Here is a 17,737-nt window from a genome sequence, read left to right as displayed (position 1 = left end):
GTGATGCGATCACCGCGCCGCATCCGCATGCGAGAGTTACAGCAGACCCTTGAGGATCAGCGTCAGCACACCGGTCACCACCGCGAGCGCAACCGCACCGACGCCCCACGCGAAACCGGAGCGGTACCAGGGCCGCCCGTGATCGAGCGAGAAACGGCCGGGCCCGGTGAAGGCCACGGCCACCGCGACCGTCGCGAACAGCAGGCCCATCTCGTACCCGGCCGCCGCGTCGAGCATCCCGCCGCCCCACATCACGTGGATGACGTTGATCATGGTGCCGAGCACGATCGCCGCGGCCAGCGGGGTGAACAGGCCGAGCAGCAACAGCAGACCGCCGACGAATTCGCTCAGGCCGGCGAGGGTGCCGAAGAGATCGCCCGGGTTGTAGCCCATGGCCTCGAAGCTCGCGTTGTTGGCCGTCAGACCGAGTCCGTCGAACCAGCCGAACAGCTTCTGTGAGCCGTGCGCGGCGAGCAGGCCGCCGAAGACGACGCGCAGCACCAGCAGTCCGATGTCGGAAGAGACGTTGTCGTAGCGAGTGGTGACGTTCAGACGCTCGAGCGTCGAGTTGGTGGTCATAGGTCTGTCCTCATCATCGTGCGGTCTGATCGAAACCGTTAGCTTCGGAAAGGAAGCGGACTACGGTCCGATTATTTCACGTCGGACACCAACCACGCGACCGGAGAAGCTATTCCGCGAGGAAGAAGAAATATCCGAGGAAAATCACCATCAGCGCCCACATCGCCGGATGGACCTCTTTGATCTTGCCCTTCGCGACCATCACCACCGGGTAGAACAACATGCCCATGGCCAGGCCGTTCGCGATCGAATAGGTCAGCGGCATCATGATGATGGTGATGAACGCGGGCACCGCGAACTCGAGCCGCTGCCAATCGATCTCACCGAGCGAACGTGCCATCAGCACACCGACGACGATCAGCGCCGCCGACGACACCGCCCCGGATTTGGCGACCACCTCGAACACCGGGAAGCAGAACATCGCCACCGCGAACCAGCCCGCCGTCGCCACCGCCGTCAACCCCGTGCGCCCGCCCGCCGATACACCCGCCGTCGACTCCACATAGGCCGTGGTGGTGGAGGTGCCGATGATCGCGCCTGCCGTGGTGCCCACCGAATCGGCGGCCAGCGCACTGGCCGCGCGCGGCAGTTTGCCGTCCTTGTCGAGCAGCCCGGCCTGATTCGCGACTCCGATCAGAGTGCCGGAGGCGTCGAAGAAATCGACGAACAGCATGGTCAGCACCACGACGATCATCTGGCCGGTGAAGGCGTCGGGCAGATGGATGATGGCCTGACCGAAGGTCTCGTCCAGCCCGCGCGGCAGCGCCGCGATGCCGTTCGGCAGGTCGACCAGCCCGCTGATCATGCCGACGATCGTGGTGAGCACGATGCCGTAGAGCACGGCGCCGTGCCAGCCGAGCACCACGAACACCACCGTCACCACCAGGCCGAACAGCGCGAGCAGGGTGGTGCCCTCGGTGAAATCGCCGAGCGAGACGAAGGTGGCCTCGTTGGCGACGACGATGCCGGCGTTCTTCAAACCGAGGAACGCCACGAACATGCCGATGCCCGCCCCGACCGCGAGCTTCATCTGCATGGGGATCGCGTTGAGGATGCGTTCACGCACCTTGGTCACCGCGAGAACGAAGAAGATGACACCCGACAGGAACGTCCCCGACAACGCGACCTGCCACGGGATCCCCATCCCGAGCACCACCGAATAGGCGAAGAACGCGTTGAGACCCATCCCCGGCGCCAGCGCGACCGGATACTTGGCCCACAACCCCATCACCAGCGTGCCGAACACCGCCGCGACCGCGGTGGCGGTGAAGACCGCCTGGGTGGGAATGCCCAGCTCACCGAGGACGCCGTGGTCACCGAGCACCGACGGGTTCACCGCAAGCACGTACGACATGGCCAGGAACGTGACGGTGCCGGCCATCAGCTCCCGTTTGACGGTCGAGCCGTTCGAGCTGACACCGAAATAGTTATCGATATGACCCCGGGTTCGGGTCAGCACGTCGATGGCCATGGGGGTACTCCAGTCGGGAACGAATGAGCGGGGTGCTCGAGACGTTATCCGATCCCGCGACAACAAGCCTGGTCAGCCACCTCGAGGAGTGATGTGCGCGACGTCGGGAGCGCACCGCTCGACCCCACCGGCGTCCGGCACGTTCGCACCGACGGCCCACTGCGCCGCCGTGATTCACGCACTCGGCGCGGCGACCAACCCGAGTTCGGCATCGGAGGCCAGCAGCTCGCTGTGCGGCAACACCCGCACCGTGTAGCCCACCGCCCCCGACAGCGACACCGGTGCCTCGATCTCGAACAGCTCGAGACCCGAATCCGAGCCGGTGTGCTTCATCGGCATGGCCGTGACATCGGACAGGTCGTCGGTGGGCGAGACCCGCCCGAGCACCGCCTGCACCGTGACGTCGTCGGGCATCAGCCCGCCGAGGTCGATCCGCGCCGTCAGCGACAGCGGCGCCCCGATGATCGGCGTATCCGGCAGACCGGCGCTGTCGACCTGCACCACCCGCACCGACGGCCAGGCCGACTCCACCCGGCGGCGATATTCGGCCACCGCTCGGGCGCCGGCGAAATCATCGGCGACCGCGCGGCGGCAGGCGGCCGCGGCGGGCGCGTAGTAGTCGAGCGCGTAATCGCGCACCATCCGCGAGGCCAGCACCTTCGGTCCCAGCGTCTGGAGGGTGTGGCGCACCATCTCCACCCAGCGCACCGGCATCCCGGTGGCGTCGCGGTCGTAGAAGCGCGGGGCCACCGAACGCTCGAACAGCTCGTAGAGCGCTGCGGCCTCCAGATCGTCGCGGCGGTGTTCGTCGCGGATACCGTCGGCGGTGGGGATGGACCAGCCGTTCTCACCGTCGTACATCTCGTCCCACCAGCCATCCCGGATGGACAGGTTGAGCCCGCCGTTGAGCGCCGACTTCATGCCGGAGGTGCCGCAGGCCTCGAGCGGGCGCAGCGGATTGTTCAGCCACACATCGCAGCCCCAGTACAGATAGCGGGCCATGGACATGTCGTAATCGGGCAGGAAGACGATGCGGTGGCGCACCTCGGGATCGTCGGCGAAACGGACCACCTGCTGGATGAGCGCCTTGCCGCCGTCGTCGGCGGGATGGCTCTTACCGGCCACCACCAGCTGCATCGGGCGGTCCGGATCCAGCAGCAGCGACCGCAGCCGCTCGGGATCGCGCAGCATCAGCGTCAGCCGTTTGTAGGTGGGCACCCGGCGGGCGAAACCGACGGTCAGCACCTCGGGATCGAACACGCCGTCGATCCAGCCCAATTCGGCTTCGGCGGCGCCGCGCTGCAACCAGGACACCCGTAGCCTGCGGCGCACCTCGTCGACCAGGGTGGCGCGCAGCGTATTGCGCGTCGCCCATAGTTCGGCGGCGTCGATATCGCGGAGCTTCTCCCAGCCACGCGCCTCCTCGACGAGTTCGGCGCCGATCCGCTCGCGCGCCTTGTCGATCCACTCCCGCGCCGCCCAGGTGGGGGCGTGCACGCCGTTGGTGATCGAGCCGATCGGCACCTCCGCGGCGTCGAATCCGGGCCACAGCGAGGCGAACATCTCCCGGCTGACCTCGCCGTGCAGCTTCGACACCCCGTTCGCGCGCTGCGCCAGCCGCAGCCCCATATGCGCCATGTTGAACACCGACGGATCCGACTCACGTCCGAGCCCGACGATGCGATCCACCGACAGACCCGGCAGCAGCGACGATTCGGCCTCCCCGTGCGGGCCACCGAAATACCTGCGCACCATCGGCATCGGGAACCGGTCGATACCGGCGGGCACCGGCGTATGCGTGGTGAACACGGTCCCGGCTCGCACCGCGGCCAGCGCGGCATCGAAATCGAGTCCGGCGGCCACATACTCGCGGATCCGCTCGAGTCCGAGGAAACCGGCGTGGCCCTCGTTCATATGGAACACGTCCGGATCGGGCAGCCCCTCGGCGTGGGTGTAGGCGCGCACCGCGCGCACACCGCCGATGCCGGCCAGGATCTCCTGTTTGATCCGGTGATCCTGATCGCCGCCGTAGAGCCGGTCGGTGACGGCGCGCAGTTCCGGATCGTTGTCGGCGATATCGGAATCCAGCAGCAGCAGCGGCACCCGCCCGACCTGCGCGATCCACACCCGGGCGCGCAGCACCCGGCGATCGGGCATGCCCACATGGATCAGCACCGGCGAACCGTCGGCGGTCAGCAACCGCAGCGGCAAGCCCTGCGGGTCCAGCGCCGGATAGTGCTCGGCCTGCCAGCCGTCGGCGGTGAGCGACTGCCGGAAATAGCCCGAGCGATACAGCAGCCCGACTCCGATCAGCGGCAACCCGAGATCGGAGGCGGCCTTGAGATGATCGCCCGCCAGGATGCCGAGCCCGCCGGAGTAGTTCGGCAGCACCTCGGTGACGCCGAACTCCATCGAGAAATAGGCCACCCCGCGCACCTCGGTGCCGCGCCGCTGGAACCAGCCGGGGGTCTCCAGGTACTCGCGCAGATCCTCCGCAGCGGCGTCCACCCGGGCGGTGTAATCGGGGTCGGCGGCCAGCTCGTCGAGCCGTTCGGGCGGCACTTCCCCCAGCATCCGCACCGGATCGTGGCCCACCTCGAGCCAGCGCGCCGGGTCGAGTTCGGCGAACAGATCCTGCGTCGGCCCATGCCATGACCAGCGCAGATTCGTCGACAATTCGCCAAGCGCCGACAGGCGCTCGGGCAGATGGGCGCGGACTGTGAACCGACGCAGTGCCTTCACCAGCCGAACCCTACCCAACATTGTCAGCCCGGGTAGACCAGCACGACCCCCGCCCAGGCGCTCATCACATGGATCCCGGCGGCGACCGGTACGGTTGGGAACGTGACCGGCCGCATCGCTATCGATGACACTGCCCCGTTCATCCCCGGAGGCCGGCCCGCCAAGGCCGTCGTCGGCGAGGTGTTCCCGGTGCGTGCCGTGGTGTGGAGCGAAGGGCACGCGGCCGTCGCCGCCACCCTGGCGGTGCGCGGGCCGAGCTCCTCGCGCACCACGCGCATCCGGATGACTCCCGACTACGAACCCGACGTCTTCAACGCCACCTTCACCCCGAACGCCCCTGGCACCTGGACCTTCCGCATCGAGGGCTGGCGCGATCCGATCGCCACCTGGCGGGCCGCGGTGGAAGCGAAGCTGGCCGTCGGCCAGAGCGCCGCCGACCTGGCCAACGATCTGGAGCTGGGCGCCCGGTTGTTCGATCGCGCCGCGCAAGCGGTGCCGAAGAAGCAGTTCGAACGGTTGCGCGCGGTCGCGGCCGCCTTGCGCGGCGATGAGCAGCTGCCGGCCCGGGTGGCACCGGCGTTCACCGACGAGGTCGCCGAGATCCTGCGGGCTACGCCGCTACGCGACCTGGTGACCCGCGGCCCCCAGCACACCGTGCTGGTCGAGCGGCAGCGCGCGCTCTGCGGCGCCTGGTACGAATTCTTCCCGCGCTCCACCGGCGGCCGCGACGCCGAGGGCGCACCGGTGCACGGCACCTTCGCCACCGCCGCCAAGGAGCTGCCGCGCATCGCGGGCATGGGCTTCGACGTGGTCTACCTGCCGCCCATCCATCCCATCGGCACGGTGAACCGCAAGGGCCGCAACAATTCGCTCACCGCCGAACCGGGCGACGTCGGTTCACCATGGGCCATCGGCTCGGCCGAAGGCGGGCACGACGCCATCCACCCGGAACTGGGCACCGAAGACGATTTCGCCGATTTCGTCGCCGCCGCCGAACGGCTCGGCCTCGAGGTGGCGCTCGACCTGGCCCTGCAATGCGCCCCCGACCACCCGTGGGTGCGCGACCATCCGGAATGGTTCACCACGCTGCCCGACGGCACCATCGCCTATGCGGAGAACCCGCCGAAGAAATACCAGGACATCTACCCCGTCGACTTCGACAACGACCCCGACGGCCTCTACGCCGAGGTACTGCGCGTGGTCCGGCATTGGATCGGGTTGGGCGTCAAGATCTTCCGCGTCGACAACCCGCACACCAAACCGGCCGATTTCTGGGAATGGCTGATCGCCACGGTGCGGCGTACCGACCCCGACGTGGTGTTCCTTTCCGAGGCGTTCACCCGTCCGGCGCGGCTGTACGGGCTGGCGCGCCGCGGATTCAGCCAGTCCTACACCTATTTCACCTGGCGCGTGCACAAATGGGAACTCACCGAATTCGGCCGTGAACTGGCCGCCAAGGCCGACGAAGCCCGCCCGAACCTCTTCGTCAACACCCCCGACATCCTGCACGAGAGCCTGCAACACGGCGGCCCAGGCATGTTCGCCATCCGCGCCGCGCTCGCCGCCACCCTCGCCCCCACCTGGGGCGTGTACTCCGGTTTCGAGCTGTTCGAGCATCAGGCCGTGCGCCCGGGTAGCGAGGAATACCTCGACTCGGAGAAGTACGAGCTGCGTCCACGTCCGTTCGCCGAGGCGCTGGCCCGCGGTGAATCGCTGGAACCCTGGCTGACCAGGCTCAACGAGATCCGGCGTGCCCATCCGGCGCTGCGTCAGCTGCGCTGCCTGCACTTCCACCACGTCGACAACGACGCCCTGCTGGCCTACTCGAAATTCGATCCGGCCACCGGCGACGCCGTCCTGGTGGTGGTGAACCTCAATCCGTTCGCCGCCGAACAGGGCATGCTCTCGCTGGATCTGCCGGCCATCGGCCGCGAATGGCACGATCATCCCGTGGTGTACGACGAGGTCAGCGGCGAGGAATACCACTGGGCGCAGACCAACTACGTGCGCCTCGACCCCACCAGAGCCGTCGCGCACATCCTCGCGCTACCACCGATCCCACAGGCCGCGCGCACCGAACTGGCCTTCCGCAGGAACTTCTGATGAGCGGGGCCCGGCCGTGAAACGCCGCGACCTGATGCTGCTCGCCGCGGGCACCCACCCCGACCCGCACACCGTCCTCGGTGCTCATCCGCATCCGGACGGCACGGTAGTGCGGGTGCTGCGCCCGCACGCCGACACGGTGACCGCCCGCGTCGGCGGCGACGAACACCGGCTCGATTCGCTCGGGCACGGCGTCTTCGCCGGGGTGCTGCCGTATCCGGAGCTGCTGGACTACCGGATCGTCACCACCTATCCGGGCGGCCAGACCGTCGTCGGGGCCGACGGCTACCGCTTCCTGCCCACCCTCGGCGAACTCGACCTGCACCTGATCGGCGAAGGCAACCATCAGCGACTGTGGGAGGTACTGGGCGCGCACCCACGCCGCTACACCACCCTCGACGGCGAGGTGCACGGCACCTCGTTCGCGGTGTGGGCGCCCAACGCGCGCGGTGTCAGCGTGATGGGCGATTTCGACGGCTGGAGCGGGGCGGGCACACCCATGCGGTCGCTGGGCAGCTCGGGGATCTGGGAGCTGTTCGTGCCAGGAGTCGAACCCGGCACCCGATACAAGTACCGGGTGCACGGCGCGGACGGGCGCATCGTCGACCATGCCGATCCGTTCGCCTTCGCGACCGAGGTCCCGCCCGCCACGGCGTCGGTGGTCACCGAATCGCAGCATGTGTGGACCGACGACGCCTGGCTCGCCGCCCGCACCGTCACCGAACCCGGCCGAGCGCCACTGAGCGTCTACGAAGTGCACCTCGGCTCCTGGCGGCCCGGCCTCAGCTACCGCGAACTCGCCGTCCAGCTGGCCGAATACGTGCGCGAGGCCGGCTTCACCCATATCGAACTGCTGCCCGTCGCCGAGCATCCCTTCGGCGGCTCCTGGGGCTACCAGGTCACCTCGTACTACGCGCCCACCGCCCGTTTCGGCACACCCGACGACTTCCGCGCCTTCGTCGACCACCTGCACGGCCAGGGCATCGGCGTGCTGCTCGACTGGGTGCCCGCGCACTTCCCACGCGACGAATGGGCCCTGGCCCGCTTCGACGGCACCCCGCTCTACGAGCACCCCGACCCGCGCCGCGGCGAACAACCCGACTGGGGCACCTACGTCTTCGACTTCGGCCGCAACGAGGTGCGCAACTTCCTCATCGCCAACGCCCGCTACTGGATCGAGGAATTCCACATCGACGGCCTGCGGGTCGACGCCGTCGCCTCGATGCTCTATCTCGACTACTCCCGCCGCGACGGCGAATGGGAACCCAATATGCACGGCGGCCGGGAGAACCTCGAGGCCGTCGACTTCCTCACCGAACTCAACGACCGCATCCACGCCGACCATCCGGGTGTGCTCACCATCGCCGAGGAATCCACCACCTGGCCAGGCGTCACCCGGGCCATCGAGGTCGGCGGGCTCGGTTTCTCCATGAAATGGAACATGGGCTGGATGCACGACACCCTCGGCTACCTGGGGCGCGACCCGATCCACCGGTCCTGGCACCACAACGAGATCACCTTCTCGCTGATGTACGCGTGGAGCGAGAACTATGTGCTGCCCATCAGCCACGACGAAGTGGTGCACGGCAAGGGCACACTCTGGACGCGGATGCCGGGCGACGACTACACGAAAGCCAGTGGCGTGCGCGCCCTGCTCGCCTACATGTGGGCCCACCCGGGCAAACAACTGCTGTTCATGGGCCAGGAGTTCGGCCAGTTCCGGGAATGGTCACACGACCGCGGGCTGGACTGGCACGAGCTGGACAACCCGCTGCACCGGGGCGTGCAGCGCGTCGTCCGCGATCTCAACGCCGTCTACCGCGCCCATCCGGCGCTGTGGACCCAGGACACCACCCCCGGCGGCCACTCCTGGATCGAAGCCGACGACCGCGAACACAACGTGCTGGCCTTCCTGCGCTACGGCAGCGACGGCTCCGTCATCGCCTGCGTCTACAACTTCTCCGGCTCGGCCTACGACAAGTACCGCATCGGTCTCCCGACGGCCGGCCGCTGGACCGAGATCCTCAATACCGACGCCGTCGAATACGGCGGATCGGGAATGGGCAATCTCGGTGTGGTCGTCGCCGAGGAGCAGCCGTGGCATGGGCGGCCGGCGTCGGCGGTAATCGCGCTGGCGCCGTCGAGCGCGGTGTGGCTCGCCGCCGAACACTGATGAACGACCGGCACGACACGGTACGCGACAGAGGCATCGGCAGGTATGCCTCAATTTTCGAGCGAAGCGAGACCGAGCAGAGAGTTCGCGGCCCGTCGCGCGTTTCCGTTGCCGCTGCGCAAGCCGAAGGCGGGCAGCGGCTCCGAGAACGCGAGGCACCAGGGCGCCGCGAACACGCGGCGCCCCAGGTGACGCACATTCAGTACAGCGCGGCCGCCAGCTTGCGGCGCGCCGCCACCACGAACGGCTCCGCCTGATCGAACAGCTCGAACAGCTCCAGCAGCCGGGTGCGGACCTTGGTGCGGTCATCACCGGCGGTGCGCTTGACGACGCCGATCAGCCGATCGAACGCCGCTTCGGGGCGCTGGTGGAACAGCTCGATATCGGCGGCGTCGAGCTGGGCGTCGACATTGCCGGGGTCGGCGTCCGCCGTGGCGATCGCCGAATCCGGCAGCTGCTGAGCACGGGCCAGGAAACGCACCTGCCGGACCGCGGCCTTGGCCTCGGCGTTGTTCGGCTCGGCTTCGAGAATCGACTCGTACGCCGATTCCGCACCGGCCAGATCGCCCTGCTCCAGCAGCGCCTCGGCGGTGGCGAACCGCGGATCCTCGGCCGGCTGAGGTTGCCCGGCCTGGCCGCCTTCCAGCTTGCCCGCGACCGCGTCCACGACGGCGGCCAGCCACTGACGCACCTGCGGCTCCGGCTGCACGCCCTGGAAATCGGCCAATGGCTGACCGCCCGCGACGGCGATCACCGTCGGAATGCCCTGCACCCCGAAGGCCTGCGCGATCCGCATATTGCTTTCGGCCTCGACGGTCGCCAGGTCCCAGCTGCCGTCGCCTGCACCGGCCAGCCGCTCCAGCAGCTGCACCAGTTCGACGCTGCCGGGGCTGCGCTGCGAATACAGCGCCACCACCACCGGCACCTGGGTCGAACGCCGAAGCACCTTGGTTTCGAAGTCGGCCTCGGTCACCGTGTATCCGCCTTCGGGGCCCGCACCCGCGGGCGGCTGCTTCAGGGCGGACAGATCCACCGCACCGGACATGGCGGCGGCGACGGCTGGCGAAGGACGACGAGCGGATGGTCGAGTCACGCCGTCCAGTTTGTCACGAAGAGACGGGTGCGGTGGCCGGGGCTTCGCTCACGGCGCTCGGCTGCGCCAGCTTGCCGGTGCGCGCCGCCCAGATTTCGAAGATCACGGTGCAGAACGGCGGGATGCTGGAGGCCAATGCGAGCACTGTGGTCTTCCAGTTCCAGTTCAGCTCACGCGAGGCCAGCAGGGCGCTCAGCACGAACAGGATGAAAATGCCGCCGTGGACGGGGCCGAAGATCTTCACACCGATCTCGTTGCCCGGATCGGGGATGTACTTGAACGCCATGCCGATCAGCAGGCCTGCCCACGACACCGCCTCGAGGATGGCGAAGAACCGGAACCTGCCCGTGACGGTACGCAGATCGTAAGAACCCATGGCCCCCATTGTGCCGCATGCACTACGACGAGTCGTAGTTGAACCGGTCACACTGGACAGAACGGACACCGACCCGCGCGCAGCCGGCGGACACAGGGAGAACGACCGCGCCGGCGTACCTCGGTACGCCGGCGCGTCCAGCACTACACCTTGATGATCAGCGCGTCACCCTGACCGCCACCGCCGCACAGCGCGGCCGCACCGATGCCACCGCCGCGGCGCTTCAGCTCCAGCGCCAGGTGCAGCAGGATGCGCGCACCCGACATGCCGAGCGGGTGACCGATGGCGATGGCGCCACCGTTGACGTTCACCTTCTCCGGATCGATGCCCAGCTTGCGGGTGGACGCGATGCCGACCGCGGCGAACGCCTCATTGATCTCCACCAGATCCAGCTCCGACGGCTCGATGCCTTCCTTCGCGCACGCCTTGGCGATGGCGTTGGCGGGCTGATCCTGCAGCGTCGAATCCGGACCGGCCACCACGCCGGCGGCGCCGATCTCGGCGATCCAGCTCAGCCCCAGCTCTTCGGCCTTGGCCTTGCTCATCACCACGACCGCGGCGGCGCCGTCGGAGATCTGCGAGGCCGAACCGGCGGTGATGGTGCCGTCCTTGCGGAACGCCGGGCGCAGCTTGGCCAGCGACTCGACGGTGGTGTCGGCGCGGATGCCCTCGTCCTCGGCGATCATGACCGGATCACCCTTACGCTGCGGCACCGCCACCGGGACGACCTCGTCGTCGAACACGCCGTTCTTCCACGCCGCGGCCGCACGCTGATGCGAGGCCGCCGCGAACGCGTCCTGCTCCTCGCGGCTGATCGGCTCGGCATCGTTGCGGGTCTCGGTGAGCGCGCCCATCGCCTGATCGGTGAAGATGTCGTAGAGCCCGTCGTAGGCCATGTGGTCGCGCAGGTTCACATCGCCGTACTTGAAACCCTCGCGGCTCTTCTCCAGCAGATGCGGTGCCTGGCTCATCGACTCCTGGCCACCGGCGACGACGATCTCGTACTCGCCGGCCCGGATCAGCTGATCGGCCAGCGCGATGGCGTTGATGCCGGACAGGCACACCTTGTTCAGCGTCAGCGCGGGCACATCCATCGGGATACCGCCGGCGACGGCCGCCTGCCGGGCCGGGATCTGACCCGCGCCCGCGGTGAGCACCTGGCCCATGATCACGTAATCGACCTGGTCGCCGCGCACACCGGCCTTCTCCAGCGCCGCCTTGATCGCGAAACCGCCCAGATCCGACCCGCTGAAATCCTTCAACCCGCCGAGCAGGCGGCCGACCGGGGTACGCGCACCGGACACGATCACGGAGTTGGTCACGACGAGCCTCGCCTTCTGCAGTTCACAGCATCGGTGGATCAGCGCTGCCCGCACCGCGGCGCGACGACAGCCTCGTACTCAACGGTAGCGGGTCCGGCCGCGACGACCCCGCGCAGGTACGCGCTACGTTCGAAGCGTGAGCACTACAACCGACTCGAACGAATTCATCCCCGCGGACTACGTGGTCGCCGTCGACCACGTCGGTATCGCGGTGCCCGACCTCGACGCCGCCGTCGCCTGGTACGCCACCAATCTCGGCATGGTGGAAACCCATCGCGAGGTGAACGAGGCGCAGGGCGTGCAAGAGGCCATGCTGTCGTGCCCGGCGGCCGCCGACGACGCGACTGCCTTGCAGTTGCTGGCCCCGCTCGACGAGACCTCCACCATCGCCAAATTCATCGAACGCAGCGGCCCCGGTCTTCAGCAGCTGGCCTACCGCGTCACCGACATCGAGGCGGTTTCCGCACATCTGCGCAGCCGCGGCCTGCGTTTGCTCTACGACGCCCCGCGCGCCGGAGCCGCCGGGTCCAGCATCAATTTCGTGCATCCGAAGGATGCTGGTGGTGTGCTGGTGGAGTTGGTCGAGCCGAACCCGAATGTTACGCACTAGTACCAAGATCGGGGCGGAAGATCTCGTCTCGATGACATTCGCAGTCGACTCACCATCTACCCCACACAGGCTGTAGTTTGTTGGCCATGTCGTCACCTGAGTCCGATCGCAATCGCTTCGTTGCACTGCCCTTCACCGTTGTGCGCAAGGGTTATGCGCAAGACGAGGTGCGTAACTATTTCGACCGCTTCGATGCCGAACTGAGGGTCACCGCTACCGATCGTGATGCGGCCGCCGCGCAGGCTCGTAACCTTGCGAGCCAGCTCGAGGACGCGCGCGACGAGATCGATGAGCTCCGCAAGGAGGTCGACCGGCTGTCCGTGCCGCCGACCACCGCGGAAGGCATGAGCGACCGTATTTCTCGCATGCTGCGACTGGCCTCCGACGAGGCGTCCGAGGTCCGCGCCCTGGCGCAGGCCGAGGCCGCGGAAATGGTGTCGATCGCCGAGCAGCAGGCCACCGAGATGCGTGGCAAGTACGAGTCGCTGCTCGCCGAGACCAAGGAAAAGCGCGAAGCGCTCGAAATCGAGTTCGAGCAAACACTGGCGAACGCGCGCACCGAAGCAGCCAAGATCATCGAAGCCGCCCAGGCCGAGGCCGACCGCATCGGCAAGGAGGCCGAAGCCAAGCGCAAGGCCGCCCAGCAGGACTTCGAAGTCACCATGGCCGAGCGTCGCACCAAGCTCACCCGTGCCATGGAAGAGCTGGAGGCCACCAGCCGCGCCGAGGCCGCGCAGCGGATCAAGGACGCCACCGACGAGGCCAACCGCCTCATCACCTCGGCCACCCAGACCAGCGAGCGCAAGATCGCGCACGCCAAGGAACTGGCCGAAGAGATGCGCGTGCTGCGCGGGCGCGTCCTGGCCCAGCTGCTCGGCATCCGCGGCCAGCTGGATTCGGTTCCGGCGATGCTTGCGGCGGTCAACCGGGAGAGCGAGCTGCTCGACGGTGTGCCCGACCAGCAGCGCAAGTCGATCAGCGGCAGCGGCACCAAGTCCGTCACGGGTTCGCGCACCAAGGCCATCCCCGAGGTCACGCCCGAAGAAGACGACGTGGTCGACGAAGAGCGTGAGAACGCCGAGATCAGCAACTAACTGATTTCGGGCCTGCGCGGCGACAGAACACCATCAGCACCGAAGGCCGCCCCTACGGGGGCGGCCTTCCTCGTGTTCGGAGCCGGCTCGGGCTCCGAACCAGCCACCCGCGATGGCCGGTCAACTCCCCGCGACCACCACCTTGCCGAACGACTCACCCGAGCGCAGGTAGTCGTAGGCCGCCGCAGCCTCGTCGAAGCCGAATTCGCGGTCGATCACCGGGCGCAGCCGATGCTCGGTGATCACACGATTCATCGCCTCGAAGCCGGCGCGGCTGCCCACCGCGATCCGCCGGATCGACAGATACGACGAGCCGAAGGGATTATCCGGCAGGGTCGTTCCCGCCGCCGGCATCATCGCGCCGATCATCGTCACCATCGAGTTGTAGGCACCGGCTCGAACCGACTGCTCGAGAGTCGGCAGACCCACGGCGTCGACGACGTGCTCCACCCCGTGGCCGCCGGTCAGTTCGAAGACGGCCATGCCCCACTCCGGCGTCTCGTTCCGATCGATCACCGTGTCCGCCCCGAGTGCGCGCAGTCGCCGCGCCTTGGCCGCACTAGAGGTGATCGCGATGATCTCCGCGCCGAGAATCTTCGCGAACTGGATCGTGAACAGCGCGACCGCGCCGCTGCCGACGGTCAGCACCCGCTCGCCCGGACGCACCGGTGCCGGGGTGGTGAGCGCCGACCACGCCACCACACCGGCGCAGGTCAGCGTGGCGGCCTCGGCATCGGTCAGCTGCGCGGGCACGTGCACGATCGAATCCTCCTCCACCACTGCGTAGGTGGCCAGGAAGCCATGGCGGTTGGCACCGTACTGTTCGGCGGCCAGCGCCAAGGTCTGCGGACCGTCGACCCAATGCACGAAATAGCTCGCGGTGATCCGATCACCGAGCGCGGCGCGGGTGACACCTTCGCCCAGCGCGATCACCTCGCCGACGCCGTCGCACAACGGCACGGTGCCCGGCGTGAGCGGCAGCGGATAGGTTCCATCGAGCAGCATCAGGTCACGCCGGTTCACCGAGGCCGCGCGGACCCGGATGACCACCTGGTGTGGACCGGGTTCGGGCCGCCGCTGGGCGCCGACGATGAGGCCGTGCCGCGGATCCGCCCGATAGGCCAGGGCATTCACCGTGATCCCTCGATGAACTGGTGGTCGAACACGATCCGGCCGTCGACATCGAGAGCGAGCAGATCGAAACCGCCGCCCTGCGGCTCGCCGTCGTCGCGGCGGTTCATCGTCCAGGCGACACCGACCGTATTCGCGGGCAGTGCGACGGCTGGTCCGGCCGCGGCGAAGACGTATTCGCCACTGGCGAGGAACATTTCATAGGCGCGGGTGACCCGGCGTTCGAGAGCGTCGTAGCCGTGCACGCTGAGCGGCGGCGCCGGAATGGACAGGTCGGCGGCGGCCTTGCGGGCCTCGGCCGGCGGGTCGACCAGCAGCTGCATGCCGTCGACGGTGAACAGTTCCTCGATCCGGGCGCGGCGGGCAGTGGGGTCTGCTTCGTTCCAGAGTGCTACATAGCGGGTGGCGATGTCGTTGTTGCTCATGGCGGAAACTCTGCCGGGGCGAACGTCGACCCGCGATTCCCCGCAGGGAATGACTCGGCCGGTGACCACGCACGATGGCTCATACCCTGGCGGGAATGGCGCGCGGTGCCCCCACACGGTTGACTCGCACCATGACGACCGCGCAGACCACCGCATTCGGCCCCCAACTGCGCCGCTGGCGCACGCTGCGCCGGGTCAGTCAGCTCGACTTGGCCATTCGCGCGGAGACGAGTCAGCGCTATGTGAGTTTCCTCGAACAGGGCCGGTCCCAGCCGGGACGCACCATGGTCGTCCGCCTGGCCGAATCCCTCGAACTGCCCCTACGTGATCGCAACAACCTGCTGTTGTCCGCCGGTTTCGCGCCGGTGTTCCCGGAAAGCGATCTGGCCGCCCCGGAGTTGGCGCCGATCCGTGAAGCGCTCGCCGCGGTGCTCGACGGACACCTGCCCTACCCCGCCCTGGTAGCGCGCCCGCGCGGCGAACTGGTGACGGCCAATGCCGCGTTCGACCTGTTCACCGAGGGTGTCGCCGACCATCTACTGCGCGCACCGATCAACGTCCTGCGGTTGGCCCTGCACCCCGACGGTGTGGCGCCCCGTGTGATCAACCTGCCGGAATGGGGCAGGCACATCATCGACTCCTTGCGCAGCCGCGCGGCCCTCACCCCGGACCCCGCCGCGGACGCCCTCATCACGGAACTGTCGGGCTACTTGCCCACCGTCACTCCCGGACCCGACCATCTCGGCTTCGCCGTGCCCTTGCACCTGCGCACCGACGACGGCGACCTGCGGCTGATCACCACACTCACCTCGTTCGCCACCGCCACCGACGTGACCGTTGCCGAACTCCATCTCGAGGCATTCCTGCCCGCCGACGAGCAGACCGCTCGCGTCCTGCGCCTGCGCGCGTCGCGGCGCTGAGCGCGGCCGTCGGCGGCCTCAGGACCAGCGTCGGGTGATGCCTCGCGTGCGCCTGCCGTTCCAGCAGCCGCGGTGCCAGTGCCTGCGATCGTCCTCGCCGCCGTAGGCCGGCCAGGCGACGATATGCGCGACGCCGGGCATGATCTCGTGATCGCAGCCGGGGCACCGGTAGGTCTTCACCGCCCGAGTGCCGGGGATCGTGCGCACCACATACATCTCGTCGCCGGGGCCCGGCTCGGTGCGTCCGAACACATCGCCGAGCGGGCGCTCGGACGGCGCATCCGTCCGGCGCGCTGGGCGCGGTTTACGGCGGGGCATGGGTCCAAGCTTAGAAGAGCCGGAACTCGTTGCTCTCCGTGCCGCGCAGGGCGTCGTAATCCAGCGTCAGGCACCGTATTCCACGGTCCTCGGCGAGCGTGCGGGCTTGCGGCTTGATCTGCTGGGCCGCGAACACTCCCGCCACCGGTGCCAGCAGCGGGTCACGGTTGAGCAGTTCGAGGTAGCGGGTGAGCTGTTCGACGCCGTCGATCTCACCGCGCCGCTTGATCTCCACCGCGACCGTAGCCCCGTCGGCGTCGCGGCACAGCAGGTCCACCGGGCCGATCGCCGTCATGTACTCACGCCGGATCAGCGTGTAGCCGGCCCCGAGCGTTTGCACGTGCTCGGCCAGCAGCTCCTGAAGATGAGCCTCCACACCGTCTTTCACCAGCCCCGGATCCACCCCGAGCTCATGCTTGGAATCGTGCTCGATCTCCTCGACGGTGATCCGCAGTTCCTCGCCCGCCTTGTTGGTGACCACCCACAGCGCCCCCGCGCCGTCGCCGTCGCGCTCCTCCATCCAGCAGGGCGGACTCATCCAGTTCAGCGGCTTGTACGACCCACCGTCGGAATGCACCAGCACCGACCCGTCCGCCTTCATCAGCAACAGCCTCTTGGCCATCGGCAGATGAGCGGTGAGCCGACCGACGTAGTCGACCTGACAGCGAGCAATCACGAGGCGCACCGGGACGAGTGTAGGGGGCGGGCTTACCCCGGCTCGAGCGGGCTCAGCCGACAGCGGTCAGTTCGGCAGGGCGAAGCAGTAGGTCGCGTTCTCTTCTCTGTTCACGAAATGGAATTTGCCGAGCAGGATCATGTCCATCCGGCGGCCGGCATCGGTGCACTCGACCTCCCGATCGGCGTCGGTGACGATCTCCGAAGCTACGCTCTTCCTCGTCGCAGCCGGATCGGCACAGTCCAACGCCTGCTGCCGTCATACGGGTTCGTCACGAATCCCCCTCGCTTCCAAGCCAACTCGGTCACGTCGGCCAGCCACCCTATCGATGAACCCCAGAAACGACGAAGGCCCCCGACCGTGGTCGGGGGCCTTCGCGAAAGGATGTTCCGGCGGTGTCCTACTCTCCCACACCCTGTCGAGTGCAGTACCATCGGCGCAGGTGGCCTTAGCTTCCGGGTTCGGAATGGGACCGGGCGTTTCCCCACCGCTATAGCCGCCGTAACTCTATGAAACTATCCACCGCGTGTGGACAGACAACCAGCCCAGTGGAGGGCGGGGGTTGTTTGTCGACACACAGCATGTGTGTTGTTTCAGATACTGCACAGTGGACGCGTAGCTTCTTTGTTGGTAAGTCCTCGGCCTATTAGTACCAGTCACCTCCACCCGTTACCGGGCTTCCAGTTCTGGCCTATCAACCCCAT

15 protein-coding genes and 1 rRNA gene are annotated in these 17,737 nt (G+C 67.9%); 5 read left to right on the top strand and 11 right to left on the bottom strand.

All coding sequences use genetic code 11. From position 1 onward, the window contains the following. Window positions 1–36: 36 nt before the first annotated feature. The 3 genes from GV790_RS27950 to glgP all read right to left on the bottom strand — a co-directional run bounded on the left by GV790_RS27950 (window position 37) and on the right by glgP (window position 4,792). Window positions 37–579 carry a DoxX family protein gene (locus GV790_RS27950; RefSeq protein ID WP_163817683.1) on the bottom strand — a complete coding sequence of 181 codons (543 nt, stop codon included), beginning with the start codon at window positions 577–579 and terminating at the stop codon, window positions 37–39. Window positions 580–688: 109 nt separating this feature from the next. Next, window positions 689–2,050 carry an NCS2 family permease gene (locus GV790_RS27945; protein ID WP_163817681.1) on the bottom strand — a complete coding sequence of 454 codons (1,362 nt, stop codon included), beginning with the start codon at window positions 2,048–2,050 and terminating at the stop codon, window positions 689–691. Window positions 2,051–2,224: 174 nt separating this feature from the next. After that, window positions 2,225–4,792, bottom strand: a complete 2,568-nt coding sequence (glgP, locus tag GV790_RS27940) for an alpha-glucan family phosphorylase (RefSeq protein WP_163817679.1) — start codon at window positions 4,790–4,792, stop codon at window positions 2,225–2,227. 102 nt (window positions 4,793–4,894) lie between these two features. Between glgP and GV790_RS27935 the strand changes: the two genes are divergently transcribed. Both GV790_RS27935 and glgB read left to right on the top strand, forming a co-directional pair. Continuing rightward, a complete protein-coding gene (locus GV790_RS27935; RefSeq protein ID WP_163817677.1) occupies window positions 4,895–6,895 on the top strand; it encodes an alpha-1,4-glucan--maltose-1-phosphate maltosyltransferase in 2,001 nt (666 codons plus the stop codon). A 34-nt stretch (window positions 6,896–6,929) separates the two neighbouring features. Further along, on the top strand, window positions 6,930–9,068 hold the full coding sequence (gene glgB / locus GV790_RS27930; protein WP_163817689.1) for a 1,4-alpha-glucan branching protein GlgB: 2,139 nt from the start codon (window positions 6,930–6,932) through the stop codon (window positions 9,066–9,068). Between the two features lie 199 nt (window positions 9,069–9,267). On the opposite strand, the gene GV790_RS27925 is transcribed toward glgB, so the two are convergent. From GV790_RS27925 to GV790_RS27915, 3 genes are all read right to left on the bottom strand, one after another. After that, window positions 9,268–10,113: a tetratricopeptide repeat protein gene (locus GV790_RS27925; protein WP_163817687.1), complete on the bottom strand. Its 846-nt coding sequence runs from the start codon at window positions 10,111–10,113 to the stop codon at window positions 9,268–9,270. A 61-nt stretch (window positions 10,114–10,174) separates the two neighbouring features. Next, window positions 10,175–10,546 (bottom strand): DUF3817 domain-containing protein, encoded by a 372-nt coding sequence (locus GV790_RS27920; protein ID WP_175586024.1) that lies wholly within the window; start codon window positions 10,544–10,546, stop codon window positions 10,175–10,177. Window positions 10,547–10,680: 134 nt separating this feature from the next. Further along, window positions 10,681–11,859 carry an acetyl-CoA C-acetyltransferase gene (locus tag GV790_RS27915; RefSeq protein WP_163817673.1) on the bottom strand — a complete coding sequence of 393 codons (1,179 nt, stop codon included), beginning with the start codon at window positions 11,857–11,859 and terminating at the stop codon, window positions 10,681–10,683. A gap of 136 nt (window positions 11,860–11,995) precedes the next feature. Between GV790_RS27915 and mce the strand changes: the two genes are divergently transcribed. Continuing rightward, on the top strand, window positions 11,996–12,469 hold the full coding sequence (gene mce, locus GV790_RS27910) for a methylmalonyl-CoA epimerase (RefSeq protein WP_163817671.1): 474 nt from the start codon (window positions 11,996–11,998) through the stop codon (window positions 12,467–12,469). A gap of 86 nt (window positions 12,470–12,555) precedes the next feature. Continuing rightward, entirely contained in the window at window positions 12,556–13,563 is a 1,008-nt protein-coding gene (locus GV790_RS27905) for a hypothetical protein (protein WP_163817669.1), read from the top strand. Window positions 13,564–13,683: 120 nt separating this feature from the next. Here the strand turns inward: GV790_RS27905 and GV790_RS27900 are convergent, their stop codons facing one another. Next, entirely contained in the window at window positions 13,684–14,697 is a 1,014-nt protein-coding gene (locus GV790_RS27900) for a zinc-dependent alcohol dehydrogenase family protein (RefSeq protein WP_309139042.1), read from the bottom strand. Continuing rightward, on the bottom strand, window positions 14,694–15,119 hold the full coding sequence (locus tag GV790_RS27895) for a hypothetical protein (RefSeq protein ID WP_163817667.1): 426 nt from the start codon (window positions 15,117–15,119) through the stop codon (window positions 14,694–14,696). Before GV790_RS27895 ends, GV790_RS27900 begins: the two co-directional genes overlap by 4 nt. Window positions 15,120–15,250: 131 nt before the next feature. Between GV790_RS27895 and GV790_RS27890 the strand changes: the two genes are divergently transcribed. Continuing rightward, the gene (locus GV790_RS27890; protein ID WP_175586023.1) at window positions 15,251–16,039 is read left to right on the top strand and encodes a helix-turn-helix domain-containing protein; all 789 of its coding nucleotides are present in this window, start codon (window positions 15,251–15,253) and stop codon (window positions 16,037–16,039) included. Between the two features lie 18 nt (window positions 16,040–16,057). Here GV790_RS27890 and GV790_RS27885 read toward each other — a convergent pair whose 3' ends face one another. The 3 genes from GV790_RS27885 to rrf form a co-directional block, all read right to left on the bottom strand. Beyond that, window positions 16,058–16,357 (bottom strand): hypothetical protein, encoded by a 300-nt coding sequence (locus tag GV790_RS27885; RefSeq protein ID WP_014349418.1) that lies wholly within the window; start codon window positions 16,355–16,357, stop codon window positions 16,058–16,060. Window positions 16,358–16,367: 10 nt separating this feature from the next. Beyond that, on the bottom strand, window positions 16,368–17,042 hold the full coding sequence (gene nucS, locus GV790_RS27880; protein ID WP_163817663.1) for an endonuclease NucS: 675 nt from the start codon (window positions 17,040–17,042) through the stop codon (window positions 16,368–16,370). A 378-nt stretch (window positions 17,043–17,420) separates the two neighbouring features. Then, window positions 17,421–17,537, bottom strand: a 5S ribosomal RNA gene (rrf, locus tag GV790_RS27875). Window positions 17,538–17,737 lie beyond the last annotated feature (200 nt).

It is taken from the genome of Nocardia cyriacigeorgica, assembly GCF_010858045.1.
Classification (GTDB): domain Bacteria; phylum Actinomycetota; class Actinomycetes; order Mycobacteriales; family Mycobacteriaceae; genus Nocardia; species Nocardia cyriacigeorgica_E.
This window is presented reverse-complemented; position numbering and strand designations above follow the sequence as displayed.

What these genes read in the sequence shown, in the direction of transcription:
- glgB (WP_163817689.1), top strand. Translation starts at nt 6,930, where the DNA reads ATGCTGCTCGCCGCGGGCACCCACCCCGACCCGCACACCGTCCTCGGT.
- GV790_RS27890 (WP_175586023.1), top strand. Translation starts at nt 15,251, where the DNA reads ATGACGACCGCGCAGACCACCGCATTCGGCCCCCAACTGCGCCGCTGG.
- GV790_RS27885 (WP_014349418.1), bottom strand. Translation starts at nt 16,357, where the DNA reads ATGCCCCGCCGTAAACCGCGCCCAGCGCGCCGGACGGATGCGCCGTCC.
- GV790_RS27920 (WP_175586024.1), bottom strand. Translation starts at nt 10,546, where the DNA reads ATGGGGGCCATGGGTTCTTACGATCTGCGTACCGTCACGGGCAGGTTC.
- GV790_RS27950 (WP_163817683.1), bottom strand. Translation starts at nt 579, where the DNA reads ATGACCACCAACTCGACGCTCGAGCGTCTGAACGTCACCACTCGCTAC.
- GV790_RS27905 (WP_163817669.1), top strand. Translation starts at nt 12,556, where the DNA reads ATGTCGTCACCTGAGTCCGATCGCAATCGCTTCGTTGCACTGCCCTTC.
- GV790_RS27895 (WP_163817667.1), bottom strand. Translation starts at nt 15,119, where the DNA reads ATGAGCAACAACGACATCGCCACCCGCTATGTAGCACTCTGGAACGAA.
- GV790_RS27925 (WP_163817687.1), bottom strand. Translation starts at nt 10,113, where the DNA reads ATGTCCGGTGCGGTGGATCTGTCCGCCCTGAAGCAGCCGCCCGCGGGT.
- GV790_RS27945 (WP_163817681.1), bottom strand. Translation starts at nt 2,050, where the DNA reads ATGGCCATCGACGTGCTGACCCGAACCCGGGGTCATATCGATAACTAT.